The following is a 26,353-nucleotide window of genomic DNA, read 5'->3' on the forward strand; positions in this document are numbered from 1 at the left end:
CGGGATCTAATTCATTAGCGTTGACTAATCTATTAGCCTGTACTAATGATTTCACCATGACAGACATGAACGCCATTGATGCTGTGATGCGCACCCTCGCCGACCCGACAAGACGGGCGGTGTTCGAGCGGATCGTGACGGCGGGGGAAATCACGGTGGCGGAACTCACCGCCGGCAGCGGCGTCACCCAGTCCGCGATCTCGCAGCATCTGCGCCTCCTGAAAGAGGCCGGGCTGATCCTCGACCGGCCGGAGGGGCGCAAGGTGCATTACCGCGCCGCACCGCACGGCCTCGCCCCGCTCGTCGACTGGATGGCGCTGTACGGCATCTTCTGGCGCGAGCGTTTCGCCAGCCTTCGCTCCCTGCTCAAGGACATCGACCCATGAACGACCTTTCCACCCCCTCCAAAACCGGCCAGATCCTTGTCGAGGAAGTGCTGCCGCATGCGCCGGAGGTCGTCTGGAGCGTGCTGACCGACGGTGACCGGGTCGGGCTGTGGCTGATGACGCCCACAGGCTTCAAGGCCGAAGTCGGCACGCGCTTTACCTTCCAGACCAAGCCGGCCGGCGCCTGGGATGGCACCATCCGCTGCGAAGTACTGGAAGTGGTGGAAAATCAGCGCCTCTCCTACGCCTGGCGCGGCGGGGACGACGCCAATGTCGGTTATGGCTCGCTGCTCGATACCATCGTCACCTTCACCCTCTCAGCAGTGCCGGGCGGCACGAAACTGCGGCTCGTCCATGCCGGCTTCGACTTGCCGCGCAATGAGAGCGCCATCACCACCATGGGGGAAGGCTGGAAGAAGGTGGTGCCCCGCATCGGCGAAGTGGCCGGCACGCAGAACTAAACGCACCAAAGCCCCCCAAATCAGGAGGAAACCATGGCAGAAGCCTATACCGGCGGCTGCGCCTGCGGCGCCGTGCGCTACCGGATTGCCGGCGAGCCGATCTTTTCCAACGATTGCCAATGCCGCGATTGTCAAAGCGAGAGCGGCACCGGGCACCTCTCGCACCTCACTTTCCCGCGGGACGCGGTCGAGCTAACCGGCACTGCCAAAGGCTGGGACATGGTAGCAGACAGCGGCAACGTCAAAACGCGCCACTTCTGTCCGGACTGTGGATCACCGGTCTACATGACCTTTGCCGCCATGCCGCAGTTCTTCACCATCCGCGCCGCCAGCCTTGACGATCCCGGACGCTACCAGCCGCAGGTGGTGACCTATACCTCCCGCGGCCACGCCTGGGACCGGCTGGACCCGGCCCTGCCGAAATTTGAAAAAATGCCGCCGATGTAAGAAGCGCTTTGAGCGCTTCAGCCTTTGTCCGCTACAGAAACCGGCGTGCTGACGATCGCCATCCGGTCGGCAATGTCGCCGACCCGGGCCAGGTAGTCGAGGAAGTGCGGCGTCTGGCGGTGGGCCGCAATGGCGGCCTCATCCACATAAAGCTCATCCAGAACATAACGGCCGGGCTGGGACTGATCCTGCCAGATGTCCCAGCGCAGGTTGCCGGGCTCGCTGCGGCAATGCGGCGCCATCGCCTCGATCAGGGCGAGCAGATCGCTCTCCTTGCCGGGTTTGGCCGTGAGGATGGCGGTGATCTTGGCGGGCGTCGGCATCGGGCATGAACTCCGGAGGGCGTCTCGGTGCCGGCAGGTGCGGCACCTTCGGAAAAGAGGTTTTATCGCTCTTTGCCGCTCAGGGAAGCAGCGGAAGTGGAGCCCCCTCTCCTTTTGCACCCACGGGCAGCCTTTCTTTGCCATTGAGATCAGCGCCCGACGCTCCATATGATGCATTCCTGATACCTGTTAGGCGCGCTGGCGGACCCCTCATGCATCTTTCCATGTACACAGACTATGCCCTGCGGGCGCTCGTCTTCGTGGCGCTGCGCCCGGAAGGTGAGCTTTCGACGATCAAGGAGATTTCGGACGCCTACCGCATCTCCAAAAATCACATGATGAAGATCGTGAACCAGCTGGCTGCGCAGGGGTTCGTCGAAAGCGTACGCGGTCGCACCGGCGGCATCCGCCTGTCGCGGCGACCGGAGGAGATCGTGGTTGGCGACGTGGTGCGCACCACTGAGGCCGAGTTCAAGATTGCCGAATGTTTTGCCCCGGACGGTGCCGCCGCTTGCTGCCTCACCCCGGCCTGCCTGCTGCGCCCGGCGCTGGCGGAAGCACTCAGCGCCTTCATGAGCGTGCTGGATGACTACACCCTGGCGGACGTCATCAAGCCGCGCCGCAGTCTGGCGGCGCTTCTCAACCTCCCCCTGCCGGCACCTGCGGTTCACACCGGCTGAACGGTAACGGCTTCGGGCGCGCTCGCTGCCGTCCCTTGGGAAGGGCGCGGGCGATGGAAATCGGCATAACACCAGGGCGGCTCATGCAGGCTCCAGAGCTCCGCCGGTTCGGCAAAACCCTTGAGGGCAAAATGGCCTGCCGCCCGCGACCGGTCCGCCGGCAGCAGGCCGGCAAAGCGCGATGACATCAGCAGCGGGTGGCCCGAGGCCCCGCAGGCGGTCTCGATACGGCTCAAGAGGTTGATGTCCGGCCCCACCAGCGTGAAATCCAGCCTCTGGCCCGAGCCGATATTGCCATAGCTCACGGCCCCGAAATGAAGGGCGATGCTGGCCTGCAGGGGATCCCCCTCCTTGCCCCGCATCCGGTCCAGTGCCCCGAGGCTGGAGAGTGCGCTGCGCAGCGCGGCCGCACAGGCCGCTACCGCCTGCTCGCGGTGGAAGAAGGCAAGCACGCCATCTCCCATGAATTTCAGCACCTCCCCGCCCTCAGCCGCGATGGCCGGCACCACCCGGTCATAATAACGGGAGAGCAGATCAAGCACCGCACCCGCCGGCAGCCGGTTGGAAAGTTCGGTAAAGCTGTGCAGGTCGCACAGCAGGAAGGCGGCTTCCAGCGTCTCCACCTCCCCCCGCCGAACCTTGCCGGCCAGAATGCGGCGAGCCGTCGCCGGACCAATATAGGTATCGAGCAAGGTCAGCTCCGTCTGCCGCAACGTTCGCAACTCACACACCGTGCGTAGCGCCGGCAGCATACGCTCCAGCGCCATACGCTCATTGTCGCTGAAGCCGCGGGGCCTTGCGGTGCAGAAGGCCGCCGCGCTCACCGGACCATCAAGGTTGCAGAGCGGCACTGCCATCATTTCCACCAGCCCTCGCCCGCGAAAGACGTCGATCGTCATCCACGGCTCTTCCGGCCCTTCATCGAACCGCACACCGAGGGTCTCGCGGCGCTCCATCACGGTGCGAAGCGGGCTGCCTGCAAAGGCGGCGGAAACATCCATGCCGTGCTCGCGGTCATGGATTTCCACCGGTTCGCCCGGCGACCAGGCGATCGAGCGGCCGAGTATCTCCGGATGAAGCGTGCGCAAATGCAGGGTCAGCCGGTCTATTGGCAACCCGGCCGCCTGCAGGCGCCGCCCGAGCCCCGCCACCAGTCCGGCATCGTCGAGCCCATGACATTCATCGCCGGCAAGCCACTCCACCACATCGAGGATGGCGTGCGGATCGATGCCGGCCGGGGCGGCTTCGGGGTTTCGGGTCATGGCACTTCCTCCACGAAAGGGGCTTGAAGGCTCTGTGAATACGACGGTTCGGTAGGGGCGACGGCGGAGCCTAATGCGCTCCGCCCCCGCCTATCGCACCGGACGGTTTTTTGAAGAAGAGCGAGGACACAAGAGCCACCAGCAGCGCCACACCCAGCAGATAGAAGGCATCGCTGAAGGCCATGATGTATGCCTGCTTGCGCACCACGGCGCCGATGGCAATCGCCGCCTTGTGCTGGGCAGCTGCCGGATCGGCCACGCCATGCGACAGGAAATAGGCGGTGAGCTTGTGCAGGCGCTCGCGGGTCGCTTCCTCGAACAGCGAGACTGACTGGGTCAGCACGTTGGAGTGATACTGCTCGCGCTTGGCGAGGAAGGTTTGCAGGAGGGCGATCCCCACTGCGCCGCCCAGATTGCGCATCATGTTGAAGAGCGAGGAGGCGGAACCCGCATTCTCCTTTTCGATGCCCGCTGTCGCGACCGCGGAGAGCGGGGCGAACATCAGCGCCTGACCGATGGCACGCACGATGTTGGGCATCAGCAGCTGGTCGGCCGCGTAAAAGGGCGTCATGCCGGTGTTGAGAAAGTTGCTGAGCGCAAAGAGCGCAAAGCCGAAGACGATCATGTGCCGTGGGTCGATGCGCTTCATGAGCTTCGGCACCAGCGGGATGAGGATCAGCTGCGGCAGGCCGGTCCAGGCCAGCACCCCGCCGATCTGCTCGGCGTTGTAGCCCTGAATGCGCGAGAGATACTGCGGCAGGATGAAGACCGAGCCATAGAGCGCAATGCCCAGCAGGAAGTTGGCAATCATGCCGAAGCCGAAATTGCGCCGAAGCAGAAGCCGCAGGTTGAGCAGCGGCTTCTTGGCCGTCAGCTCCCGCCACAGGAAGAGACCGAGCGCCACGGCGGCAATCGCCGACATGCGCTGGATGAAGGGCGAACCCAGCCAGTCGTCCTTGTTGCCTTCCTCCAGCACCGTCTGTAGCGCGCCAAGGCCGATGGCCATGGTGATGATGCCGGGCCAGTCGCCCTGGCGCAGCAGCGAGAGGCGCATCTGCCCCCGCTCCAGCGAGAACCACAGCATGGTGAGCATCAGCGCACCCGGCAGGAGGTTGACGTAGAAGATATATTCCCAGCCCCAGTTGTCGGTCAGATACCCGCCGATGGTGGGGCCGATGGCCGGGGCGAAGGTGGCCGACAGCGCAAAGAGCGCAAGGCCGATGGGCTGGCGCTGGCGTGGCAGCAGCGTGATGATGATGGTGAACGCCATCGGGATCAGCACGCCGCCGGAAAACCCCTGGATGGCACGCAGCACGATCATCTGCCCCAGATTCTGGGCGAAGGCGCAGGCCGCCGAGAAGATGAGGAACAGTACCGCGTTGGTCAGCAGATAAAGCCGGACGGAGAAAACCTGCGCCGCCCAGCCAGACAGCGGAATGGCGACGATCTCGGCGATCAGATAGGCGGTGGAAATCCAGCCACCATCATCGATGCCGGCGCCGATGGCGCCCTGGATATCGGCCAGCGAGGCATTGACGATCTGGATATTGAGCACGGCCATGAAGGCGCCGAGCGTCGAGCCGATAACGGCAATCCAGGTCTTGAGGCTGGTTTCCGGATGGCTGGCAGCGCTGGAAGCGGGGGCCGGCGCTGAACGCAGCGGGCCTTCGCCAGCAAGCACGGTGCTGGACATCACCTGACACTCCCTTGACGGAAGAGAAGAGTTGAAAAGCCGCTCAGCCAGCCGAAGCGGCGGCGCGCGTATCGATCACCGGCTCGACCGACATGCCGGAGCGCAGCAGGCCCTCGGCGGAATCGCTATCGAGCACGATCTTGACCGGGATACGCTGGACGATCTTGGTGAAGTTGCCGGTCGCGTTATCGGGCGGCAGCAGCGAGAATTCGAGCCCGCTGGCCGGCGACATGCTGTCAACATGGCCCTTGAGCTTCAAATCCGGCAGGGCGTCGACGGCAATCTCGACCGGCTGGCCGGCGCTGACATTGCCGAGCTGGGTTTCCTTGAAATTGGCCACGATGTAGGCCGCATGCAGGGGCACCACCGCCATCAACTGGGTGCCGGCCTGCACGAACTGGCCAACCCGAAGCGTGCGCGCGCCGACCGTGCCCTCTACCGGCGCCGTGATGGTGGTATAGGAAAGATTGAGCTCGGCCTGCTTTTCCTGCGCAGCAGCCTCGGCCAGCTGGGCATCAGCCTGTGCACGCTGGGTGCGCAGCACATCCACCTTCTTCTGCGCCGCCTCCAGATCGGCATTGCTGCCGGAAAGTGCCGCTTCCGCCTCGCGCAGGGCGGCATCGGACTGCTGGGCCTTCTGCACCGTGCCGGTGCCGGTCTTCATCAGGTCCCAGTAGCGTTTACGGTCCTGCCGGGCAAAGGCGAGCGTTGCCTGCCGGCTGGCCATCTGCGCATCGGCAGCGGCGATGACGGATTGCTGCAGGGCGATCTGCGCGTCGAGGTTATGAATGCCGGCTTCAATGGCGCTGCGCGCTGCCTGCGCCCTGGCAAGTGCGGTGAGGAAATCGCGATCATCGATGCGGGCGAGCACGGTACCCGCCTTTACCGGCTGATTGTCGCTCACCAGCACGTCGGTAATGTAGCCGGAAACCTTGGGGGCAACCGTCGTATAATCCGCCTTCACATAGGCATCGTCGGTGCTCTCGAGGAAACGGCCGACAGTCCAGTACTCATAACCATAATAGACGGCAGCGGCCGCGCCGCCGAGCAGGACGAGTGCCAGCACACCGCGCTTCAGCAAGCGGCGCGCAGGAGCCGGGGCGGCTTCAAAATCGGCGGGGGTGGCAGTGGTGTTCGACATCTTCCGGTTCTCCTCTGACAGCTACCGCCAGGGCAGCTGTAACAGCATCACAGTTCGTTATCCGGGAAGATGCGCTTCCAAGCCTTGTGTGATAATCGCGGAAAAATCGGAAGGATCATCCACTGAGAGCGGATAATCAGCCCAATTGGGGAGAATAAGCCATGGACCGGCTGACCAGCCTGACCGTGTTTGCCCGGGTGGTGGAAACCGGCGGCTTTTCCGCGGCGGCCCGCCGTCTCAACATGTCAACGACGATGGTCAGCAACCATGTCGCCACGCTTGAGGAGCATCTGGGCGCGCGCCTGCTGAACCGTACGACCCGCAAGGTCAGCCTCACCGAGGTCGGCAAGGCTTATTACGAACGCACAACACAGATCCTTGCCGATCTGGAAGACGCCGACCGCATCGCCCATTCCCTGCAAACGACACCGCGCGGCACGCTCCGCCTCTATGCCGGCGGTGCCCTCGTGCGCTTCATCTCCCCCATCATCACCGAGTATCTGGCCACCTATCCGGACGTTACCATCGACATGCAGTTCGGCGAACGTCCGGTCGACCTCGTTGAGGAAGGGATAGATCTCGCGATCCGTACGTCCCTGCCCCCGGACTCAAGCCTCATCGTCCGGCATCTGGTGAGCTGGCGGCACATCCTCGTCTGCTCGCATGACTATCTGGCAAAACACGGGGCGCCGCGGCATCCGGGCGAGCTGGCACGCCACAATTGCCTGCGTTATCCCTTCTACCCTTTCGGCGACGAATGGCACTTCGTGGCGCCGGATGGCACCACCGTCACCGGCCGTGTCAGCGGCAATCTCCTGACCAACAGTGCAGAAACCCTGCGCCAGGCCTGCCTTGCCGGCAGCGGCCTGTTTCTCGCGCCCAGCTTTGTGGTGGGCGATGATGTAAGGGCCGGCCGGGTGGTCCGACTCATGGAGGATTATGAGCCCGTCGAATTCACTATCAATGCCGTCTACCCCCACCGGCTGCATCTCTCCAGCAAGGTGCGCAGTTTCATCGACCTGCTGGCCGAAGGCTTCGCCCGCCATCGCCACGCAATGAATTCATAAGGTTACCGGGACAGGCAGAACGGGAACCGGTTCGCCCTGGATCAGTTCGCATTCTTATTGATGTATTTTCATTGCATCTTTTATCCAATCACAATAGATGCATCGTTGATGCATGTTTTAGCATATCTGCTGCCGACTTCCCTGAAGCCGCATGCATCCAGCCCGCCGCTGCCCGCGAGGCATCTGGCGGCAACCAACCGGATCCTGCAGTCACCCAAGGGGAGCTAGAGTTTCAAATGACCACGTCGCTGAGCCCGCAAACCATCGCCATCGTCAAGGCATGCGTACCGGCCCTTGCCGATCACGGGCCGACCATCACTGCCACCATGTATCGCCGCCTGTTTGAGGACGCCCATATCCGCGCCCTTTTCAACGACGGACATCATGGCGATGGCGGCACCCAGGTGCAGGCGCTGGCAGGCGCCATCCTTGCCTATGCCCGCAACATCGAAAATCCGGGCGTTCTGATGGGTGCGCTGGAGCGCATTGCCCAGAAGCATATCGGCTACCACATCCTGCCGGAACATTACCCTTACGTGGCAGCCGCCTTGCTCGGCGCCATCAAGGAAGTGCTCGGAGAAGCCGCCACCGATGAGGTGCTGGCAGCTTGGGGCGAGGCCTACTGGTTCCTTGCCCATATCCTGATGGGCCGGGAGCAGGTGATCCGCGACACCATCATCGCCCGTGACGGCGGCTGGGAAGGCTGGCGCGATTTCGCGGTGGTGGCCAAGGTGCCGGAAAGCAGCACCATCACCTCCTTCGTGCTGCGGCCTGCCGATGGCGGCAAGGTGCTGCGCCACCGCGCCGGCCAGTATCTGACCTTCAGCTTCGAGGTTCCTGGCGCCGCGCAGCCCCTCAAGCGCAACTACTCCATCTCCTGCGCCCCGAACGGCGAAACCTACCGCATCTCCGTGAAGCGGGAAGCGCACGGCGCCGCCTCACGGTTCCTGCATGACCTGGTCGAGGTTGGCAGCACGCTCAAGGCCACTCCCCCGGCCGGTGACTTCCACCTCGCCGACGAGCCGCTGCGTCCGGTGGTGCTGCTGAGCGGCGGTGTGGGCCTGACCCCCATGGTCAGCATGATCGAGACCATTGCGGCCCGGCATCCCGAGCTGGAAGCCCACTTCATCCACGGCACGCTCGGCAGCCATACCCATGCCATGGACAAACATGTGCGCAGCCTTGCCGCCAGCCGCCCCGGCCTCTCGGTTGCCACCTTCTACAGCGAACCCGCAGAGGGCGACCGGGCGGGCGAGACCCATGATGTTGACGGCTTCATTACCGCCGGCTGGCTTGCCGCCAACACGCCAGTGGCCAATGCCGACTACTTCCTCTGCGGCCCGCGCCCATTCCTGAAGGCCATGGTGCCAGCGCTTGCCAGCGTCGGCGTGGCCGCGGATCGCATTCACTATGAGTTCTTCGGTCCGGCAGACGAGGTGATCGCCGCCTGAGGCCGGGAAATCATGCCCGGTTCTTCGAGAAGAGGAAGCCGGACATGAAAAACCCCCGCGAGACGGGCGCCTCGCGGGGGTTTTCTATTCCGCCCTTCAGTTGCCGAAAGCTTCGGAACAGTCGAAGGCTCCCATGCGGCCGCTGCGATAGGGAATATCCAGCAGGTCCTTGCAGCCCAGCGTTTCTTTCTTGTCGCGGTAGCGGATGATCGCAAGGCCGCCGGGATGTTCCTGCAACCAGCCTTTCAGCTGATTGGCGGGCACATCCTCAAGCGGGATTTCCAGCCGTCCAATGAAGCCGAACTCGGCATTGTAGTTGCTCACATAAGCCCAGGGCCGATCGTGATGCTCATGGATGAACTCCGCCAGCGGCTCCATCTTGTAGCGGTGCAGCAGCAGGTGCTTGGCGGCTCCCTGGCCAACGATGATCAGCGCGCCCATGGCAAGGGCCGTGATTACCAGCGTGCGGGTGGAGAGGCGCCCTAGGCACAGGGTCACGAAGATCGCCGCGCCCGGAACCAGTGGCAGCAGATAGTGGGGCTGTTTGCCGCTGATGAAGGTGAAGGCAAAGAACACCGGCACGATCCAGACGGCCAGAAACCGCGTCCCTTCCCCAAGGGCGGGGTCGTTCCAGGTTGTCCGGAGCGTGGTCGAAAAATTCCGCCACAGCTGGGGGAAGAAGATCCACGGGAGAAGCATGACCGGCAGGAGCTGCAGGTAGAACCAGATCGGACGGACATGCGCCGCCTGGAAATTGCCGGTGATGCGACCGGCCGTCTGGTTCCACAGCAGCCAGAAGGCAAAACCGCTGCTGGACTCGCGCAGGACCGGAATGAGCCAGAGCAGGATCGGTAGCAGCGAGATCAGCACCGCAGAGAGGCAGGACAGATACCAGCCCCTGAGATTGTCGAACTCGCGCGACCAGACCGGTGCACAGAGCAGCGGGAACCCGACATAGAGATAGGCCACCGGCCCCTTGGCGAGCACGCCGATGCCGAGCAGCAGCCCCAGCAGCCACACAAAGCGCGGGCGCCGGTCATGCCGGTATTTGTGGAGGGTGATGAGACAGCCGAGCACGATGAGTGCCACCAGCATGTCGAACATCATGAGCGTGCCATAGACCAGCACCGGCACACTGGCGATGGTCACCGCCCACACCCGCTCCGGGCGGGCGAAGGTGTCCGGATAAAGCTGCCGGGCAAGAATGCCGGTCAGATAGATGACGCCGGCGGAAACCAGCCCGACCGGCACCAGAGCCGCCCAGCGCGACACGCCAAAGACCGCCCAGGACAGGTTGATGAGCCAGAACAGCAAGGGCGGTTTGTGACTATAGGGCTGGAAATTCATCGTCAGCGGGTCGAACCAGCCCTGCTTCAGATGCATCTCCCAGGCGACGCTCATGTAGCGTGTCTCGTCGATCGGCAGCAGGGGCCTGAAGGCCAGCGCCGCAGCACAGAAGACGAGCATGGCGACGAGGGGCACAAGGCCCCTCAGCGCTTTGTTATCCAGCATGAAAACTCCGGAAGGTCAGGCCGGGGTGGCCGGGGACTTGCGGCGGATGAAGTAGAGATTGCGGGCGTAGATCAGCAGACCCGCCCCCTGCCCCATGATGAAAACGGGGTCCTGGCGCCAGAGCGCATAAAGGAACAGCACGAGCCCGCCGCCGAGGCTGAAATACCAGAAGGCATTCGGCACCACGCTGCGCCCGGCCTTTTCGGAAGCCAGCCACTGCACGAGGAAACGCATGAAAAAAAGCGTCTGACCGACAAAGCCAATGATGATGCCGAGGGTCGCCGCAGAGAGGGAGAGGAACATCGATCCTGGCCTTCAGTTCAGATCTTCGGAGACTTGCGGGAAGGCGAAGGGCCGCTTCTGCAGCCAGAGCACGCCCAGAAGATCGGAGATGCCAACAATCGCACGGCCCCAGGTGCCGTATTTGGAAACACCGCGCGTACGCGGACGGTGGGAGACATCGACATGCACGATCCTCACCTGCTCGCGCATCATCAGCGCCGGCAGGAAACGATGCATGTGATCGAAGTACGGCAGAGCCAGATAGTCCTTGCGGCGGAACATCTTGAGCGAGCAGCCGGTGTCGCGGGTGTTGTCCTGCAGCAGCGCCGAGCGCAGCTTGTTGGCAAAACGCGAGGAAAGACGGCGCACGAAGCTGTCGTTGCGCACCTTGCGCTGGCCAGCCACCATCACGCCCGTGCTGTTGGTCTCCGCCGCGCGATAAGCTTCATAAACCAGCGCGATATCTGCCGGATCATTCTGCCCGTCGCCATCCAGCGTCACGATGATGTCGTTGCCGGCAGCGCGCACGCCCGTCCACAGACCGGCGGACTGGCCGCTGCGCTTGCTGTGCTGAAGCACCCGCAGAGCCGAATACTGGGACTTCAGCGCCCGCAGCAACTCGCCGGTGCCATCGGTGCTGCCATCATCGACATAGATGATCTCGCTGACGGGAACCTTGCGCGCCACGGCGCTGATTTCCTCGAGAAGCGGAGCAACATTGTCCTTTTCATTCAGGACAGGAACGACAACTGAAATCACGGGCTCGTACCCTATAAGGTGGCGGCTGATCGTCTGATGAGCGGTTTCGCACCGCCTTCGACCGCGACCATGGGAAACGAAACTTAAGACAGACTTAAGAAACGCCCGGCCAGTGCAATTTTTGAAGGGTAAGAACGAAGCGCGTCCCCACCCCCCGATTGCCACCCAGCACCTCGATCCCGATGTCATGCAGGTCGGCGATGGCCTTCACGATGGAGAGGCCGAGCCCGGAACCCGAAGCCTCACTGCGGCCGATGCGAAAGAAACGGTCGAAAATGCGCAACCGGTCCTTCTCCGCAATGCCGATGCCGGTGTCGTTCACTTCCACGACAATCGTCTCTCCGGCATCGTGGGCGGACACCTCGACCCTTCCCTGCCCCGGCGTATAAAGGATGGCGTTGTTGACGAGGTTGCCGAACAACGTACCGAGCTGTTCAGCACTCCCGCGCACGCGCAAAGACCCAGGCGAAACGAGACTGAGGCTGATCTCCCGCGCTTCGGCCAACGGCCGGAGATGGTCGATACAATCCGCCAGCACATGGCCAAGATCGACGGGTTCGAAAGGCCGGCTCAGTGTCTCGGGCTCCTGACGTGCCAGCTCCAGTAACTGATCGGTAAGGCGGCCAAGCCGGGCCACCGCTTTTTCAAGGCCGGCCTGCGCATCCTTGCGCTCCTCCTCATTTCCAGCCCGGCGCAGGATATCCAGCTGCAATTGCACGGCCGTCAGGGGCGTGCGCAGCTCATGCGCCGCGTCGGCCGTGAAGTGGCGCTGGCTCTGAAAGGCAGCCCGCAGCCGGGCCAGTAGCTCATTGACCGGATCGACCAGCGGCAGCACTTCTACCGGCACGCCGCGCCGGCTGATCGGCTCGAGATAACTCGCCGAGCGCCGTTCGATCAGGCGGGAAACTCGGCTCAGCGCCGAAAACCCATATGTCAGCGACAGCCAGATAAGTACCGCCAGAATGGGAAACTGGATGAGGATCGGCCAGAGCAGCACATTGTAGATCTCGCGGATCACCCCGTGCCGCTTGTGCAGGTTCTGGGCAATCTGGATGACACCGCGCGGCGTGGTAAGCCGGTAAAAGTTCCAGCGCTGGCGGTTGAAGTAGGTGTAGCTGGAGCCATCAGCCGCCTGCATCGGGAATTTGACCGAAGCGTGCGACGAATAAGCCAGCGTGTCGCCACGCCAGATCTGGATCAGGAACTCGTCCTCTCCGGTAAAGCGGCCTCGCTTCGGCAGGGCATCGTTGAGATTCAGCTCATCATTGATACCGGTGCGGGCGATGGCGAGGGCAACCTGCTCCATGGTCTGGTCATAGAGCTCGTCCATCTCGCGGCGCACGCTGAAGAACATCGCTACCGCCAGAATAACGATGACGATGGCGAGCACCGACAGGATGGAGCCGAGCAGCCGGCGCCGGATCGAGATCATGTCTCCTCCGCGAGGCGGTAACCGACATTGCGGATGTTGCGGATGATATCGCTGCCCAGTTTCTTGCGCAGCTGGTGGATATGCACCTCGATAGCGTTGCTCGCCACTTCCTCGTTCCAGCCATAGACGCTGTCTTCAAGCTGGGACTTGGAGAGCACGGCTCCCGGCGCCTTGACGAAGGCATACATCAGCGCGAATTCGCGGCCGGAGAGCGCCACCTTGTGCCCGTTATAGAGCACCTCATGCGTGCGCTGGTTGAGCGCCAGATTGCCATGGCGCAGCCACAGCCCATCGGCAGCCTGCCCGGCCTGCCGGCGCAGCAGCGTGCGGATGCGCGCTTCCAGCTCCTCCAGCGCAAAAGGCTTCAGCAGATAATCATCCGCCCCGGCATCAAGCCCCGCCACCCGGTCGGAGACGGCATCGCGCGCCGTCAGGATCAGCACCGGCACCGCATTGCCGTGCTGGCGCAGTTCTGCCAGCAGCTCCAGCCCCGGCCGGTCGGGCAGGCCAAGATCGAGGATGACGAGTTCGTAGCTCTCATCGCGCAACGTTGCCGAGGCCGTCTCGCCGTCCCGCGCCCAGTTGACCGAAAAGCCGCTCTGGCGCAGCGCCTTCTGCAGGCCCTCGCCGATCAGCTCGTCATCTTCCACCAGCAACAGGCGCATGACTGCCCGCCCTCCCCGAGCCCTCAGGCGTACTGCACGCCCAGCGAGGCCAGTTCGTCCCAGTAGGCCGGATAGGTCTTGGCGACGCAACCGGGGTCAAGAATGGTAATGCCGCCGATCATCAGCCCGGCGAGCGCAAAGCTCATGGCGATGCGGTGATCGGCATAGGTTTCGATCCGCGTCGGCAGCGTCTGGCCGGCCAGTGCCGGATCGGAGGAGACGATCAGGTCGTCGCCTTCCTCATGGGCAAGGCCGGGCCGGATACGCGCCAGTTCCGTGGAAAGTGCCGCCACCCGGTCGCATTCCTTGACGCGCAGATTGGCAATGCCGGTAAAGCGCACCGGCGTGTTGTTGAAGGCGGCCAGCACGGCAAGCGTCGGCACTGCGTCCTGCATCTGGGAGCCATCGATGACGGCCGGCAGGTGCGGAAAGGCGGAGATGAGCTTGTAGGCCCGCGCATCCGGCTGGGTAAAGGCATCGGCCGGCGTGCCGAGATCGATGGCACCGCCGGTCAGCACCTGCGCCGCCCAAAGGTAGGTGGCGGCGGAGGCATCCGGCTCGATTACAAAATCGGTGGCCTTGTAGCCGGTCGGCTCGATGCGCCAGCTGCCCGCACCGGAGACGGCCACCCGGGCGCCGAAGGCTTCCATGGCCGCAATCGTAAGGTCCACATAACCGCGCGCGCCGATATCCGCACCGGTCAGCACCACCTCGACGGGGGCTGCCGCGCAGGCGCCCGCCATCAGCAGGGCCGAGACATACTGGCTGGAAAGCCCGCCATCGATCTCCACCCGGCCACCCGGAAAACCGCCTTTGCCGGTAATCGTCACCGGCGGGCAGCCGGTGGGTGCGGCTGCGTCGACACCGAGCGTGGTGAGGGCAGCCACCAGCGGCGCGATGGGGCGCTTGTGCATATGCTCGTCGCCATCCACCACCACCTCGCCATGCACCATGGCGGCAGCGGCGGTCAGGAAGCGGGTGGCAGTGCCGGCATTACCAAGGAACAGCGGCTTGCCCGGTGCAGCCAGATGGCCGGTGCCGGTCACGACAAAAGTGGTGTCATCCGGCTCTTCAACCGTCACGCCCATGTCGCGCAAGGCAGCGGCCATATAGCGGGTATCGTCGCTCTTGAGCGCGCCGGTCAGGCGGCTGGTGCCTTCGGCAAGTGCTGCCAGCAGCAGGACGCGGTTGGTAATGGATTTGGACCCCGGAGGCGCAACACGCCCCACCAGCGGACGGCCGGGCGGCACAATCGTCTTTTCGGTCTCGCGCATGGCAGTGGCCATCGGGTCGGGTCCCTTCAATCCCGGCCGCGCCTGCCAGGCACGGCCAGTTGATCGTTGATGCCTGCCGGCAACTGGCTAGCGGCAGTGCCCTGCTTATCCCCAATCGCAAGACGACACGCAAGGGTACGGCAGGGGCTTGACTCCCACTTGTACCGATTGGTATTTATCGTACCGTTCGGTACAAATACTTTTCCCATGGAGCCCGTGATGGAAATCCTCAAGCCCCCCTTTACCCGTGAAACCGCCCTTCGCAAGGTGCGCCTCGCTGAAAATGGCTGGAACAGCCGCAACCCGGAAAAAGTGGCGCTGGCCTATACGCCGGAGAGCGAATGGAGAAACCGCGGCGAGTTCGTGAACGGCCGCAGCCAGATCGTCACCTTCCTCACCCGCAAGTGGGCAAAGGAACTCGACTACCGCCTGATCAAGGAACTGTGGGCCTTCGCAGAAAACCGTATTGCCGTGCGCTACGCCTATGAATGGCATGATGACAGCGGCAACTGGTTTCGCTCCTACGGCAACGAAAACTGGGAGTATGACAGCGAGGGCTTGATGGCGCGGCGTTATGCCTCCATCAACGACCTGCCGATCCGCGAGGAAGACCGCAAGTTCCACTGGGATCGCAGCGCCTCGCGCCCCGAGGACCATCCCGGCCTCACCGATCTCGGCCTCTGAGCATTCCCGGCAACCGACTTAAAGGAGCCCCTCATGGCCCGCACCCTTCTGGAACGCGCCGATGCCATCCCCCTCCTGGGGGAGGCGTTCCGTACCTGGGGCTTTGAGGGGGCCAGCCTTGCCCGCATCACCGAAAAGACCGGCCTCGGCAAAGGCAGCCTCTACAACTTCTTTCCCGGTGGAAAGGAAGAGATGGCCGAGGCCGTCCTGGCCGAGATCGATGGCTGGTTCGAGACTCACGTCTTTACGCCGCTTGCCACGGCGGAGCCCAAAGCCGGCATTACCGGCATGCTGGCGGCAACCGGCGATTATTTCCGCTCCGGCAACCGCATCTGCCTTGTCGGCGCCTTTGCCCTCGACGAGACGCGCAGCCGTTTTGCCATCGCCATCAACAGCTATTTTTCCCGCTGGATAAACGCCCTCGCCGGCGCGCTGGAGCGGCGCGGCCATGCCCGCCCGGAAGCCACCGCTCTTGCGGAGGACGTCGTTCTGGCCATCCAGGGCGCGCTGGTGCTCGCCCGCGCTACCGATGACCCGGCCCTCTTCCAGCGCACCCTTGCCCGGCTCGCGCAACGCCTCGGCTGACCAGCCGGCCGACAAGAAACAGCCATTTCGATTTGAGGCCGGTTGCGATCCCGGCAAACCGGCAGGCTGAAACCGCCACCCTTTCCACCATTCGGCCCGCCCCTGAACAGCTTTCGCCTGCCTGCAGGCTTGCCGTGCTGCGCCCTTCGCGGGGAGCCGCCAACCGCCGGCTTGGTTCAATTTCGAAACGAACATTCCGTTTTCAACGACAAATGAAATGAATTCTTGATTTTCGGACCCTCCATAGTATTCTGGAATTGTTTGCTCCCCGCAGCAAATCAATCAAATCAATAGCTTGCCGGCTCCTGACGAGTCTTGAGCGGGCAAAGGGAGGACAAGATGAAATTCGGATTCAAGGCGCTCCTTGCCGGAGCGGCTGTTGCTGCTTCAATGCTGGTCTCGGGCGTTGCCGCCCAGGCCGCCGACCTCCACATCGTCGTGGTGTCGCATGGCCAGGCCAACGACCCGTTCTGGTCGGTGGTGAAGAACGGCGTCAGCGCCGCTGCCAAGGACATGAATGTCCAGGTGGATTACCGCGCGCCGGAAACCTTCGACATGGTGGCCATGAGCCAGCTGATCGACGCCGCCGTTAACCAGAAGCCCGACGGCCTCGTCGTTTCCATCCCCGACGCCTCGGCGCTCGGCCCATCCATCAAAAAGGCCGTCGCTGCCGGCATTCCCGTTATCTCGATGAACTCTGGCTCCGACGTTGCCAAGGAACTGGGCGCCCTGCTGCATGTCGGCCAGGATGAATACAGCGCCGGCAAGGCCGCCGGCGAGAAGCTGAAGTCCCTCGGCGGCAAGGTTGCCATCTGCGTCAACCAGGAAGTCGGCAACGTTTCCCTCGACCAGCGCTGCAAGGGCTTTGCTGACGGCTTCGGCGGCAAGAGCTCCGTGCTGCCCGTCTCGAACGACCCGACCGATGTTCGCGCCAAGGTCAAGGCTGCCCTCAGCTCCAACGGCGATATCGACACCGTGATGGCACTGGGTGCCGGTACGGCGGGCGAGCCCTCGGTTGAGGCGGTTGGCGATGTCGGCAAGGCCGGCAAGGTCCATGTCGCGACCTTCGACCTTTCGGCCGGCTTCCTGAAGGACGTGTCCGAAGGCAAGGCTGATTTCGCCATCGACCAGCAGCAGTTCCTGCAGGGTTACCTGCCGGTGGTCTTCCTGACCAACTATGCCAAGTACGGTCTGATCCCGGGCGGCGACGTTCCGTCGGGCCCGAACCTGATCACCAAGGACAAGGCCGCCCAGGTGGTGGAGCTGTCCGCCAAGGGTATCCGCTGATCCCTGCGTGAAATGTTGTGCCGTACCGCCGGCCCTTCCCCTCCAGGGGCGGGCCGGCGGGAGGCCACACTCCTCGACATCTCAAAACATGTGAAATTTCCGGGGTTGGCGCCGCTTCATGGCCGAACCCCGTCGGGAGGCATTATGGCTGACACCGGGCAAAAAGCTGCCGTTGCCCCTCGGCAAGATGAAAGGGTGCGCAAGGCAGGCCTCGTCACCCAGTTGATGCGCCGGCCGGAGCTGGGCGCCCTTGCCGGGCTTGTGCTGGTAGCCACCTTCTTCTTCATCACCGCCGATCGTTCGATGTTCTCGCTCGCCGGAGCGATGACCATCCTGGAGCCCGCCGCACAGCTCGGCATCCTCGCCATTGCCGCATCCTTGCTGATGATCGGCGGCGAGTTCGACCTGTCCATCGGCTCGATGGTCGCCTTTTCCGGCCTTATCTTCGGCGTCGCGCTGGTCAATCTCGGCCTGCCGCTGTGGGGCGCGATCATCGTGACCCTGATCGGTGCCGGCCTCATCGGCGCGATCAACGGCCAGATCGTCATCCGCACCCGGCTGCCTTCCTTCATCGTCACACTCGCCTTCCTCTTCATCCTGCGCGGCCTCACCCTTGTCGGCCTCAAATGGGCGACCGGCGGCTCCACCCAGCTGCGCGGCATTCATGATGTGGTTGCGGACAGCGCGCTCGCCGGCATGTTCTCGGGTGATGCGCTCGGCGGTCTTTTCACCTGGCTTGCCGAACATGACCTGATCGACAAGTTCGATAATGGCGTGCCCAAGGTCAGCGGCGTGCCTGTCTCCATCATCTGGTTCGTCATCGTCGCGCTGCTCGCCACCTGGGTGCTGCTGCGCACCCGCATCGGCAACTGGATCTTTGCGGCCGGTGGCGATCCCAACGCCGCGCGCAATTCCGGTGTGCCGGTGGACCGGGTGAAGACCGGCCTCTTCGTGCTCACCGCCTGCGCGGCCGCTCTCATCGCCATCATCACCGTGCTCGATGCCGGCTCCACCGACGCCCGCCGTGGCTTCCAGAAGGAGTTCGAGGCCATCATCGCCTCCGTCATCGGCGGCTGTCTGCTGACCGGCGGTTACGGCTCGGCCATCGGCGCCTTCTTCGGCGCCATCATCTTCGGCTTCGTCTCCATCGGCCTCACCTACACCCACTTCGACAGCGACTGGTTCCAGGTGTTTCTCGGCGCGATGCTGCTGCTGGCCGTGCTCTTCAACAACTTTATCCGCCGCAAGGTTACCGGGGAGCGTTGATCATGGCCGACACCAAGAACCATCAGGCGGCGCCGATCATCGAAGTGCGCGACATCGTCAAGCACTACGGCTCCGTCATCGCACTTTCCGGCGTCTCCATGCATGTCTCCAAGGGCGAGGTGCTTTGCCTGCTGGGAGATAACGGCGCCGGCAAATCTACCCTCATCAAGACGCTTTCCGGCGTGGTGCGCCCGACAAGCGGTGACTTCCGCGTCGATGGTGAGCCGGTCAACTTCGCCAGCCCGCGTGACGCACTCGATGCAGGCATTGCCACGGTCTACCAGGATCTGGCGATGATCCCGCTGATGTCGATCACGCGGAACTTCTTCATGGGCCGGGAGCCGGTGAAGGGCTTCCCGCCCTTCCGGCACATCGATTTCGAGCATTGCCACGAAGTCACGCGGGAGGAGATGCACAAGATCGGCATCGACATCCGCGACCCGCATCAGGCCGTCGGCACCCTTTCGGGCGGTGAGCGCCAGTGCGTTGCCATTGCCCGCGCGGTCTATTTCGGTGCCAAGGTGCTGATCCTCGACGAGCCGACGTCCGCGCTCGGCGTCGCCCAGACCTCCATGGTGCTCAAATATATCCACCAGGTGCAGCAGAAGGGCCTAGGGGTCATCTTCATCACCCACAATGTGCGCCATGCCTATGCCGTGGGAGATCGTTTCACCATCCTCAACCGCGGCAAGACACTCGGCACTTTCGCCAAGAGCGAGATTGCCATGGATGAGCTGCAGAACCTGATGGCCGGCGGCAAGGAACTGGAAGTGCTCTCCCACGAGTTGGGCGGCACGGTGTAGGCGCCAGCGCAACCACCCCTCCCGACACAGCTAAGAAACGGGGCGCTTCGGCGCCCCGTTGATCCATTCACCCAGAGCAGGAAGAACCGACGATGTCCGGTCCCTTTACCCTGGCGGTCTGCGCCGAAATGGTCTTTCGCCCCCTGCCGGTGATCGAGCGCATCCGCCGCATCACCGGCCTCGGTTTCGATGTCGAAATCTGGGACTGGACCAAACATGACATCAAGGCGCTCGCGGCCTCCGGCGCCCGTTTTTCCTCCATGACCGGCTACATCACCGGCACGCTGGCAGACGATGCCGGCGCCGACGAGTTGCTGCGCACCGCTGCCCTGTCGATCCCGGTAGCGAAGGAGCTCGGCTGCCCGCGCCTCAACCTCCACGGCACCGGCCTCGACGGTCAGGGCCTGCCCGTGGTGAAGAGCGAAAAAGTAACCGGCGCCATGTGGCTCAAGGCGCGGGATACGCTCGCCCGCATCGCCGACCTCGGAGCGCGCGAGGGCGTGACCTTCGTGCTGGAGAACCTCAACGAGGCCGTCGACCACCCGAAGACGCCGTTTGCAAAGGCGGAGGATACAATCGCCCTCGTCGCGTCGGTGAACCACCCGGCCCTGAAGCTCAATCTCGACCTCTATCACGCCCAGATCGGCGAGGGGAATTTGATCGAGCTGTGTCGCCAGGCCCTGCCGCATATCGGCGAAATCCAGGTGGCGGACGTGCCGGGACGGATGGAGCCGGGCACCGGCGAGATCAACTACCCCGCCATCGCGCGCGCACTGGCCGCCATGGGCTATGCCGGCACCATCGGGCTGGAGGCCTGGCCGTCAGGCGACGACGAAAAGGCGCTGGAGCGCTTCCGGGCCGCCTTCACCCTCTGAAGCCCTGGCACTTCCCTTTCTTCGCAAAATCCAGCAAGACGGCGCGCGGCAGGTTGGGGCACACTTGCCGCCAACAAAAACGGGCCGGGCCAAAAGCTGGTTGGGCAAGAAAGGGAAGCCGCGCGATGATGTGGTCGGTCAGCCTGCTTCAGGACTTTTTCCTCGCCTTCTCGGCCCTGTTTTCCATCGTCAACCCGTTCGGCGGCGCGCTGATCTTCAGTCAGGTAACGGCAGACCGCACCCATGGCGAACGGGTGCTGCTGTCACGCAAGATCGCCTTCTATGCCGCCATCGTCATGCTGACCTCGCTCTGGGTCGGCATCTATGTGCTGAACTTCTTCGGCATCAGCATTTCTGCGCTGCGCCTTGCCGGCGGCATGGTGGTGGCCGCCACTGCCTGGCAGATGCTTTCCGCGCCGGAAAAACACGAAGAGCGCAAGGAAAACCAGGCGAGCGAGGCCACCGGCAGCGACGAGATCGCTTTCTTTCCGCTCACCATGCCAGTCACCACCGGCCCCGGCACCATTTCCGTAGCTATCGCGCTCGGCGCCAGCCGCCCGGCCACAGACGCCGGCCTGCTGCGCTTCATCCTCGGCACCACCGGCGCCGTGATGGCCGTGGCGCTGCTAGTCTGGCTCTCCTATCTCTGGTCCGACCGGCTGCAGGGCTGGCTAGGCTCCAGCCGCACCCGCATCGTCGCCCGTCTCGCCGCCTTCCTGCTGCTGTGCATCGGCATCCAGATCAGCCTCACCGGCGCGCTCGATGCCCTTCGCTCCCTGCATTCGTGACATGCCGGACAAGGGCTACCTCACCGGCCGGCAAGCCGGTTATGGTCGCCCCGCCATGACGCTTCTGCGCCCCGCCCCTGTCTTGCCTGTGCCTGCCCTGCCCGCCGGAGCTTTCCGGTGAGCGTGCAGCGGCGCCTGCTCGTCTTCAGGGCGCATATCCGCCGCCAGCTGCGCGCCGCCCTTGCCATCGCACGGGACCGTATTTCATGGCCCGATGCGCTGGTGGCCGCCTGCATCAGTGCCCTGCCCGCCCTGCTGGCCCGCCCGCTCGGACTGCCGTTGCTCGGCTGGGCGGCCGTGGCCGCGTTCTGGACCTGCCTCAGCGATCCCGGCGGCCCGCCGGGCCGGCGCGCCTCCGTCATGGTCTGGGTCGGGGTGGGCGGCGCCTTTTTCTGCCTGCTGGCCGGGCTTTCGGCAGACTATCTCTGGCTCGCCGTGCCGATGACGTTCCTCTGCGCCACGCTCGCCGGCCTTGCGCGGGCGCTGGGGCCGGCGGGCACGCTGGTGGGCACCTTGCTGGCGGCGGACTTTGCCGTCTCCACCGCCTTGCCGGAGCGCAGCCTCGGCAACTCCGTCGAATATGGTCTTTATTTTCTGGCCGGCGGTCTGACCGCCATCCTGCTCACGCAGCTGGTGTGGCGCGGCCGCCCCTGGCGCCATGCCACCGGTGCGGTTGCCGGTGCCTATCGCGGCGTCTCGCGCATGGCCGGCGATATGGCCTCGCTCGCGCGCCGGCAAGGTGCCGACCGGCTGCGCCTCAGCCACCTTCTCGGCCATCACCGCATCCAGGTCCGCAGCCAGATCGAGGCCGCCCGGACCCGCCTTGCCGAACTTGCCGCCAGCCGCCATCCCGAACGTGCCGCCCCGCTCGGCCACCTTCTCCAGCATATCGAGCGCGAGTTTGCGACGCTGATCGCCCTTGCCGACCTGTTCGAGGTCGAGGAAGGCGCGGCGGACGCCGCCGGCAATGCCGCCCGTGCTACCCTGCTGCGCCAGCTCGGCACCTTCCACCGGTTGATGGGCCAGCAGATCGCCCGGCCCTACGCAGCCCGCCGCGCCGTGCTCGAGGCGCAGATCGCGGCTATCGACACAACGCTCGGCGAACTTGCCCAGCCGGCGGCCCATGTGCCGGCAACCCTGCTTCAGCTGGTGCGCCGCCAGCATGCGCGGCTTGCCGCCGGGCTGGAGCTGCTGGAGGCGCCACAAGCGGCAAGCCGGAACGCCCCGCCCGCCTCCACCAGCCTGTTGCAGGCGGTCGGCGAACGGAACCGCCAGCAGCTCAGGAATGTGATGGGTGAGTTGCGCCGCTCCTCCGGCATCCTGCGCCACGCCCTGCGCCTTGGCGTTGCGACGGCCCTGACCGTCGCGCTCTTCAAGGGCTTCAATATCGAACACGGGCACTGGATGGCGCTGACGCTGGTCTTCATCCTCCAGCCGACACTTTCCTCCACCTTTTCCCGCGCTCTGGAACGGGTTGTGGGCAGCGTCGCAGGGTCGGTCTGCGCAGCTCTCATCGGCATTCTCCTGCCGACGCCGGCCTTGCAGGCGCTTGCCATCCTGCCTGTGGCGATTGCCAGCTTTGCCGCCCGCCCCATCAGCTATGCGCTCTTTACCTTCTTCATCACCTCGCAGTTCGTTCTGGTGGCGGAGCTGCAGCAGCCGCTGGCGGCCACCGCTGAACTCGCGCTGGCGCGGGGGGTCAACAGCGTGGCCGGCGGCCTGCTCGCTGTGCTCATCGGCCTCGTGCTATGGCCGGAAAGCGAAAGCCGACGCACCGCGAGCGCCATCGCCAAGGCGCTGGAAAGTCACGGCAATTACCTTGCAGCGCTGCTCCATGCGATGGCGATGGGCGTTGCGGATGAAACCCGGCTCTCCGAGCTGCGGCAAATTTCCAGCGTGCATAACAACGATGCGAATGAGGGGCTTCAACGCCTGCTGAGCCGTCCCTTGCAGAAGCGCCGCACGCTGACGGCACAGCTCACGGCCGGCGTGACTATCGTCTCGGCCTTGCGCAGTGTTGCCGGCACTGCCACGTCGCTGGAGCTGGCCGGTTTTGCGCCGCTTACGCCTGGGCAGTCCGCTGCCCTGCACCGGCTGGCGGAAGAAATGCTGGCCGCCCTCTCCCAGGTCGCTCGCTGGATGCGCACCGGGGAGCCGCCGCTCATCGGCACCATCGAGCAGCCCGACACGCTGCCCGAAATAGACCGCGCCGGAACCGGGCGGCTTATCCAGCAGATAAACTTGATGCTTAAGCAGGCTACCGGAACGGATACCGCCCGGGCCTAACCCGATGTGTCCTTAGCGGGCCTGAAACTGAACCTCTGTGCTCCCGCCGACCGGCGACGGGTGTCCTATCATGGGCACATCGTTCGAATTATGCCGGCCCGGTCGATCCCGACCGCTCCTCTTCCGGCAAAGCAAAGGAAGAGCATCATCACCAGATGGCGGCACTTCGTCCGGCGCACCCTGCCGGCACTGATGGTCTCCGCCGGCTTGAGCGCAGGCGTGATGGCCTCTCTTGCCTGGTCGGCTCGCCAGACCGACACGGCATCCATTGCCCGGGAGACCCATCTCCTTTCCCTCGCCTTTACCGATCTGCCGGCCAAGATCGCGCAGGACGAGGAGAGCCTCGCCATTTCCGACGACATGGTCCGCGCGCTCAATGCCGGATATGTGGGTTGGGTAGACAGCCGCGTCAGCAGCTGGATGCGCGGCTATATCAACCTCGATGCCACCTTCATCCTCAGCCCGGAGGGTGAGCCGGTCTACGCTAACATCGACGAGAAAGTCGCCCCTCCGGCCACTTTCGAGGCCGTTCGGCAGGCCGCCACACCGCTTGAGCAAAAGCTTCGCGCCGCGATGGCCAGTACCGAAGCTCCGCAGGTCACCCCGCCCCTGCGCACCGTCGGAGAGTATGATTTCGCCGTGATCGATGGCCGGCCGGCCATCGTCAGTGTCAAACCCTTCATCACCGATGACGCAGCCGGCAGCGGCCGCCTGCTGCATGCCTTCATGCTGGTCGGCGTCGGATATCTCGATGACCGGTTCCTGGAGCGCATGGCGGAGCGCTACGAACTCGCAGGGCTCAGTTTTTCTTCTGCGCCCATGGAAAGCGACGAAGTTGCTTCACTCGTCCTGAAAAATGCCCGTGGCGATGCGCTGGGCCATTTCCACTGGAACCCGACCATGCCGGGGGCAACACAATACCGGATGCAACGGCCGGTACTGCTGACCCTTGTCCTGATCGGCAATGCGCTGGTCTTTTTCGGCATGTGCGCCTGGGGCCGCCTGCGGCGCAAACACTTCCAAAAGGAACAAAGGCTTCTTGCCGCCGCCACGCATGACGAACTGACCGGGCTGCTCAATCGCACCGGCATCAACCGGGTCATCGACACCCGCCTTGCCGAGACACTGGGCTCAGGCTTCAGCTTCGCCCTGGTAACCATCGATCTCGACCGCTTCAAGCAGGTAAACGACCTGCTTGGACATGCCGCGGGGGATGATCTGATCCGCAATTACGCAGCCCGGCTTCAGGGGCTGATACGCAGCGGCGACAGCCTCGCCCGCATTGGCGCCAACAGTTTTCTCATCTGCCTGGCGTCTGCGCGCCGCCCGCAGGATGCCGAGCAATTCTGCGAACGCGTACTTGCCGCCACGCGCAAGCCCTTCCGGATCGATGAGCGCGAGATATTTGCAACCGCCAGCGCCGGTTTCGTCATGGCGCCCTTGCACGGCACCGACCGCGACGAGCTGGCGCACCGGGGCGAAACAGCGCTGCTGCAGGCCAAATCGGAAGGGCGCGACCGCTATTGCGGCTTCAGCAATTCCATGGACCGCCGGGCACGCGAGCGTAGCCAGCTCGAAGCGGACCTGCGCATAGCACTCGCCAGTCCGGGCCAGATCAGCGTTCTCTACCAGCCTGTCTACAAGGCGTTATCGGGAGAAATTGCCGGCGCCGAAGCCCTTGCGCGCTGGACCCATCCCCAGCGCGGCGCCATCAGCCCGGAACTTTTCATCCCCATCGCCGAAGAAACCGGCCTCATCCATGAGCTGGGTGAGTTCGTGCTACTGGAGGCCTGCCGGGCCGCCCGACGCTGGCCGGGCAAGGTTATCGCCGTCAACGCCTCTGCCGCCGAGATCCGTTGCCCTTCCTACGCCCAGCGTGTGCTGGCCACACTCGCCATGACCGGGCTGGAGCCGCAGCAGCTCGAAATCGAGATCACCGAAACTGCGCTCTTCGATGAGACCGGCCAGTGCCAAAAGACTGTGGAAGCGTTGCGCGAGGCCGGCATCCATGTCGCCCTCGACGATTTTGGCACCGGTTTTTCCTCGCTTGGCCATCTGCAAAAATTCAAGGTCGACCGCATCAAGATCGACCGCCGTTTCATTTTCGGCGTCGACCGGCCCACCAACGATCAGGCCATCGTGGAGGCCATCGTGCGCCTGGCCCAGACCACCAACCTGAAGACCACGGCCGAAGGCGTGGAGACCGAGCAGCAGGCGGACTATTTGCGCGGCATCGGCTGCACGGACTTGCAGGGTTATCTGCTGGGCCGGCCCATCAGCGGGCCGGAGGTGGAATTGCTGGTGGCACTGGAACACGGACACGATTCACTGGACCGGCGCGCCCCTGACACCGGCGCCGCCTGACGTCACCCGATGCCCGGCAAGCGCTCCAGCAACATGACCGGCGCCTCTCCATAAACTGTCCGCCGCCATTCCCGAAAACCGAGGCCTGCTGCGATCCGCAAGGACGGCTGGTTATCCTGGGCGATCATCGTGATCGTACGCTCAATGCCGGTCGCGGCATCGAACCAGACCGCGACAGCCCTCATGGCCTCACTCGCCAGCCCCTGGCCCCGGCGGCCGGCAATCACTGTCCATGTCGCCTCTGCGGCGCCGTCGCAGTCAGGCCCGAGCCCACGCTCGAACCGCATGAAACCCGCCTCACCAACCAGCACGCCGGCCTGCCGATCAACAAGCATGAAGGGGCCGTAGCCAAAAACCTGCCAGTGACCGATGAAGCGCAACAGGCGTGCCCACACCTCCTCCCGGCTGCGGCGAGCGGGCGGTGCCGGGCTGTTCATCCAGACCTCCAGCATCCCCTCAAAATCCGCCACTCCCGGTGGTCGAAGCAGCAAACGGCCAGTGGTGATCAAGGGTTTGCTCCTTGCCAGAGAGAGGGCGGTCGGCGGCATCCACTCCTGCTTATGCCCGAGCCCGGACCGTG

The 26,353-nt window shown here is 64.1% G+C and carries 26 protein-coding genes; 15 read left to right on the plus strand and 11 right to left on the minus strand.

The genetic code is table 11. The features are described from left to right. Positions 1 to 56 precede the first annotated feature (56 nt). Genes QTL98_RS15310 through QTL98_RS15320 form a run of 3 tightly spaced genes read left to right on the plus strand, consistent with a single transcriptional unit; the run spans position 57 to position 1,294 of the window. Entirely contained in the window at positions 57 to 386 is a 330-nt protein-coding gene (locus QTL98_RS15310) for an ArsR/SmtB family transcription factor (protein WP_445679334.1), read from the plus strand. Then, the gene (locus tag QTL98_RS15315) at positions 383 to 847 is read left to right on the plus strand and encodes an SRPBCC family protein (protein ID WP_445679335.1); all 465 of its coding nucleotides are present in this window, start codon (positions 383 to 385) and stop codon (positions 845 to 847) included. Before QTL98_RS15310 ends, QTL98_RS15315 begins: the two co-directional genes overlap by 4 nt. A 33-nt stretch (positions 848 to 880) precedes the next feature. Next, positions 881 to 1,294 (plus strand): GFA family protein, encoded by a 414-nt coding sequence (locus QTL98_RS15320; RefSeq protein ID WP_445679336.1) that lies wholly within the window; start codon positions 881 to 883, stop codon positions 1,292 to 1,294. Positions 1,295 to 1,311: 17 nt separating this feature from the next. Here the strand turns inward: QTL98_RS15320 and QTL98_RS15325 are convergent, their stop codons facing one another. Continuing rightward, positions 1,312 to 1,617 (minus strand): putative quinol monooxygenase, encoded by a 306-nt coding sequence (locus QTL98_RS15325; protein WP_445679337.1) that lies wholly within the window; start codon positions 1,615 to 1,617, stop codon positions 1,312 to 1,314. A gap of 212 nt (positions 1,618 to 1,829) precedes the next feature. Here QTL98_RS15325 and QTL98_RS15330 point away from each other — a divergent pair, with 212 nt between their 5' ends. Beyond that, the gene (locus QTL98_RS15330; protein ID WP_445679338.1) at positions 1,830 to 2,297 is read left to right on the plus strand and encodes an Rrf2 family transcriptional regulator; all 468 of its coding nucleotides are present in this window, start codon (positions 1,830 to 1,832) and stop codon (positions 2,295 to 2,297) included. Here the strand turns inward: QTL98_RS15330 and QTL98_RS15335 are convergent. The 3 genes from QTL98_RS15335 to QTL98_RS15345 form a co-directional block, all read right to left on the minus strand. Continuing rightward, entirely contained in the window at positions 2,285 to 3,559 is a 1,275-nt protein-coding gene (locus tag QTL98_RS15335) for an adenylate/guanylate cyclase domain-containing protein (RefSeq protein ID WP_445679339.1), read from the minus strand. The two genes, QTL98_RS15330 and QTL98_RS15335, sit on opposite strands and share 13 nt — an antisense overlap. Positions 3,560 to 3,629: 70 nt before the next feature. Continuing rightward, entirely contained in the window at positions 3,630 to 5,252 is a 1,623-nt protein-coding gene (locus QTL98_RS15340; RefSeq protein WP_445679340.1) for an MDR family MFS transporter, read from the minus strand. 43 nt (positions 5,253 to 5,295) lie between these two features. Further along, entirely contained in the window at positions 5,296 to 6,393 is a 1,098-nt protein-coding gene (locus QTL98_RS15345) for an HlyD family secretion protein (RefSeq protein WP_445679341.1), read from the minus strand. 161 nt (positions 6,394 to 6,554) lie between these two features. Between QTL98_RS15345 and QTL98_RS15350 the strand changes: the two genes are divergently transcribed. Both QTL98_RS15350 and hmpA read left to right on the plus strand, forming a co-directional pair. Next, positions 6,555 to 7,460, plus strand: coding sequence for a LysR family transcriptional regulator (locus tag QTL98_RS15350; protein ID WP_445679342.1), 906 nt, complete (start codon positions 6,555 to 6,557; stop codon positions 7,458 to 7,460). A gap of 236 nt (positions 7,461 to 7,696) precedes the next feature. After that, positions 7,697 to 8,911 (plus strand): NO-inducible flavohemoprotein, encoded by a 1,215-nt coding sequence (hmpA, locus tag QTL98_RS15355; protein ID WP_445679343.1) that lies wholly within the window; start codon positions 7,697 to 7,699, stop codon positions 8,909 to 8,911. A 96-nt stretch (positions 8,912 to 9,007) separates the two neighbouring features. On the opposite strand, the gene QTL98_RS15360 is transcribed toward hmpA, so the two are convergent. From QTL98_RS15360 to QTL98_RS15385, 6 genes are all read right to left on the minus strand, one after another. Next, entirely contained in the window at positions 9,008 to 10,423 is a 1,416-nt protein-coding gene (locus QTL98_RS15360) for an ArnT family glycosyltransferase (RefSeq protein WP_445679344.1), read from the minus strand. Positions 10,424 to 10,438: 15 nt separating this feature from the next. After that, the gene (locus tag QTL98_RS15365) at positions 10,439 to 10,726 is read right to left on the minus strand and encodes a lipid-A-disaccharide synthase N-terminal domain-containing protein (RefSeq protein ID WP_445679345.1); all 288 of its coding nucleotides are present in this window, start codon (positions 10,724 to 10,726) and stop codon (positions 10,439 to 10,441) included. A gap of 12 nt (positions 10,727 to 10,738) precedes the next feature. Further along, positions 10,739 to 11,464 (minus strand): glycosyltransferase family 2 protein, encoded by a 726-nt coding sequence (locus QTL98_RS15370; protein WP_445679346.1) that lies wholly within the window; start codon positions 11,462 to 11,464, stop codon positions 10,739 to 10,741. Positions 11,465 to 11,558: 94 nt separating this feature from the next. Continuing rightward, entirely contained in the window at positions 11,559 to 12,896 is a 1,338-nt protein-coding gene (locus tag QTL98_RS15375) for a sensor histidine kinase (protein ID WP_445679347.1), read from the minus strand. Next, on the minus strand, positions 12,893 to 13,561 hold the full coding sequence (locus QTL98_RS15380) for a response regulator (RefSeq protein WP_445679348.1): 669 nt from the start codon (positions 13,559 to 13,561) through the stop codon (positions 12,893 to 12,895). The genes QTL98_RS15375 and QTL98_RS15380 overlap by 4 nt, the downstream gene beginning before the upstream one ends. A 23-nt stretch (positions 13,562 to 13,584) precedes the next feature. Beyond that, the gene (locus tag QTL98_RS15385) at positions 13,585 to 14,835 is read right to left on the minus strand and encodes a 3-phosphoshikimate 1-carboxyvinyltransferase (RefSeq protein WP_445682165.1); all 1,251 of its coding nucleotides are present in this window, start codon (positions 14,833 to 14,835) and stop codon (positions 13,585 to 13,587) included. 219 nt (positions 14,836 to 15,054) lie between these two features. Between QTL98_RS15385 and QTL98_RS15390 the strand changes: the two genes are divergently transcribed. The 9 genes from QTL98_RS15390 to QTL98_RS15430 all read left to right on the plus strand — a co-directional run bounded on the left by QTL98_RS15390 (position 15,055) and on the right by QTL98_RS15430 (position 25,773). Further along, a complete protein-coding gene (locus QTL98_RS15390) occupies positions 15,055 to 15,519 on the plus strand; it encodes a nuclear transport factor 2 family protein (RefSeq protein ID WP_445679349.1) in 465 nt (154 codons plus the stop codon). 33 nt (positions 15,520 to 15,552) lie between these two features. After that, positions 15,553 to 16,104 carry a TetR/AcrR family transcriptional regulator gene (locus QTL98_RS15395; RefSeq protein ID WP_445679350.1) on the plus strand — a complete coding sequence of 184 codons (552 nt, stop codon included), beginning with the start codon at positions 15,553 to 15,555 and terminating at the stop codon, positions 16,102 to 16,104. Between the two features lie 339 nt (positions 16,105 to 16,443). Continuing rightward, positions 16,444 to 17,391, plus strand: a complete 948-nt coding sequence (locus QTL98_RS15400) for a sugar ABC transporter substrate-binding protein (protein WP_445679351.1) — start codon at positions 16,444 to 16,446, stop codon at positions 17,389 to 17,391. 144 nt (positions 17,392 to 17,535) lie between these two features. Further along, positions 17,536 to 18,657 (plus strand): ABC transporter permease, encoded by a 1,122-nt coding sequence (locus QTL98_RS15405; RefSeq protein ID WP_445679352.1) that lies wholly within the window; start codon positions 17,536 to 17,538, stop codon positions 18,655 to 18,657. Positions 18,658 to 18,659: 2 nt separating this feature from the next. Next, on the plus strand, positions 18,660 to 19,460 hold the full coding sequence (locus QTL98_RS15410) for an ATP-binding cassette domain-containing protein (RefSeq protein ID WP_445679353.1): 801 nt from the start codon (positions 18,660 to 18,662) through the stop codon (positions 19,458 to 19,460). Positions 19,461 to 19,552: 92 nt separating this feature from the next. Further along, positions 19,553 to 20,335: a TIM barrel protein gene (locus tag QTL98_RS15415; protein WP_445679354.1), complete on the plus strand. Its 783-nt coding sequence runs from the start codon at positions 19,553 to 19,555 to the stop codon at positions 20,333 to 20,335. A 125-nt stretch (positions 20,336 to 20,460) separates the two neighbouring features. Beyond that, positions 20,461 to 21,123 carry a MarC family protein gene (locus QTL98_RS15420; protein WP_445679355.1) on the plus strand — a complete coding sequence of 221 codons (663 nt, stop codon included), beginning with the start codon at positions 20,461 to 20,463 and terminating at the stop codon, positions 21,121 to 21,123. Positions 21,124 to 21,240: 117 nt separating this feature from the next. Then, positions 21,241 to 23,409, plus strand: a complete 2,169-nt coding sequence (locus tag QTL98_RS15425; RefSeq protein WP_445679356.1) for an FUSC family protein — start codon at positions 21,241 to 21,243, stop codon at positions 23,407 to 23,409. Between the two features lie 222 nt (positions 23,410 to 23,631). Then, entirely contained in the window at positions 23,632 to 25,773 is a 2,142-nt protein-coding gene (locus QTL98_RS15430; RefSeq protein ID WP_445679357.1) for a putative bifunctional diguanylate cyclase/phosphodiesterase, read from the plus strand. 2 nt (positions 25,774 to 25,775) lie between these two features. Here the strand turns inward: QTL98_RS15430 and QTL98_RS15435 are convergent, their stop codons facing one another. Then, positions 25,776 to 26,282 carry a GNAT family N-acetyltransferase gene (locus QTL98_RS15435; protein WP_445679358.1) on the minus strand — a complete coding sequence of 169 codons (507 nt, stop codon included), beginning with the start codon at positions 26,280 to 26,282 and terminating at the stop codon, positions 25,776 to 25,778. Between the last annotated feature and the right edge of the window lie 71 nt (positions 26,283 to 26,353).

The organism is Radicibacter daui, from assembly GCA_030657355.1.
Lineage (GTDB): Bacteria > Pseudomonadota > Alphaproteobacteria > Radicibacterales > Radicibacteraceae > Radicibacter > Radicibacter daui.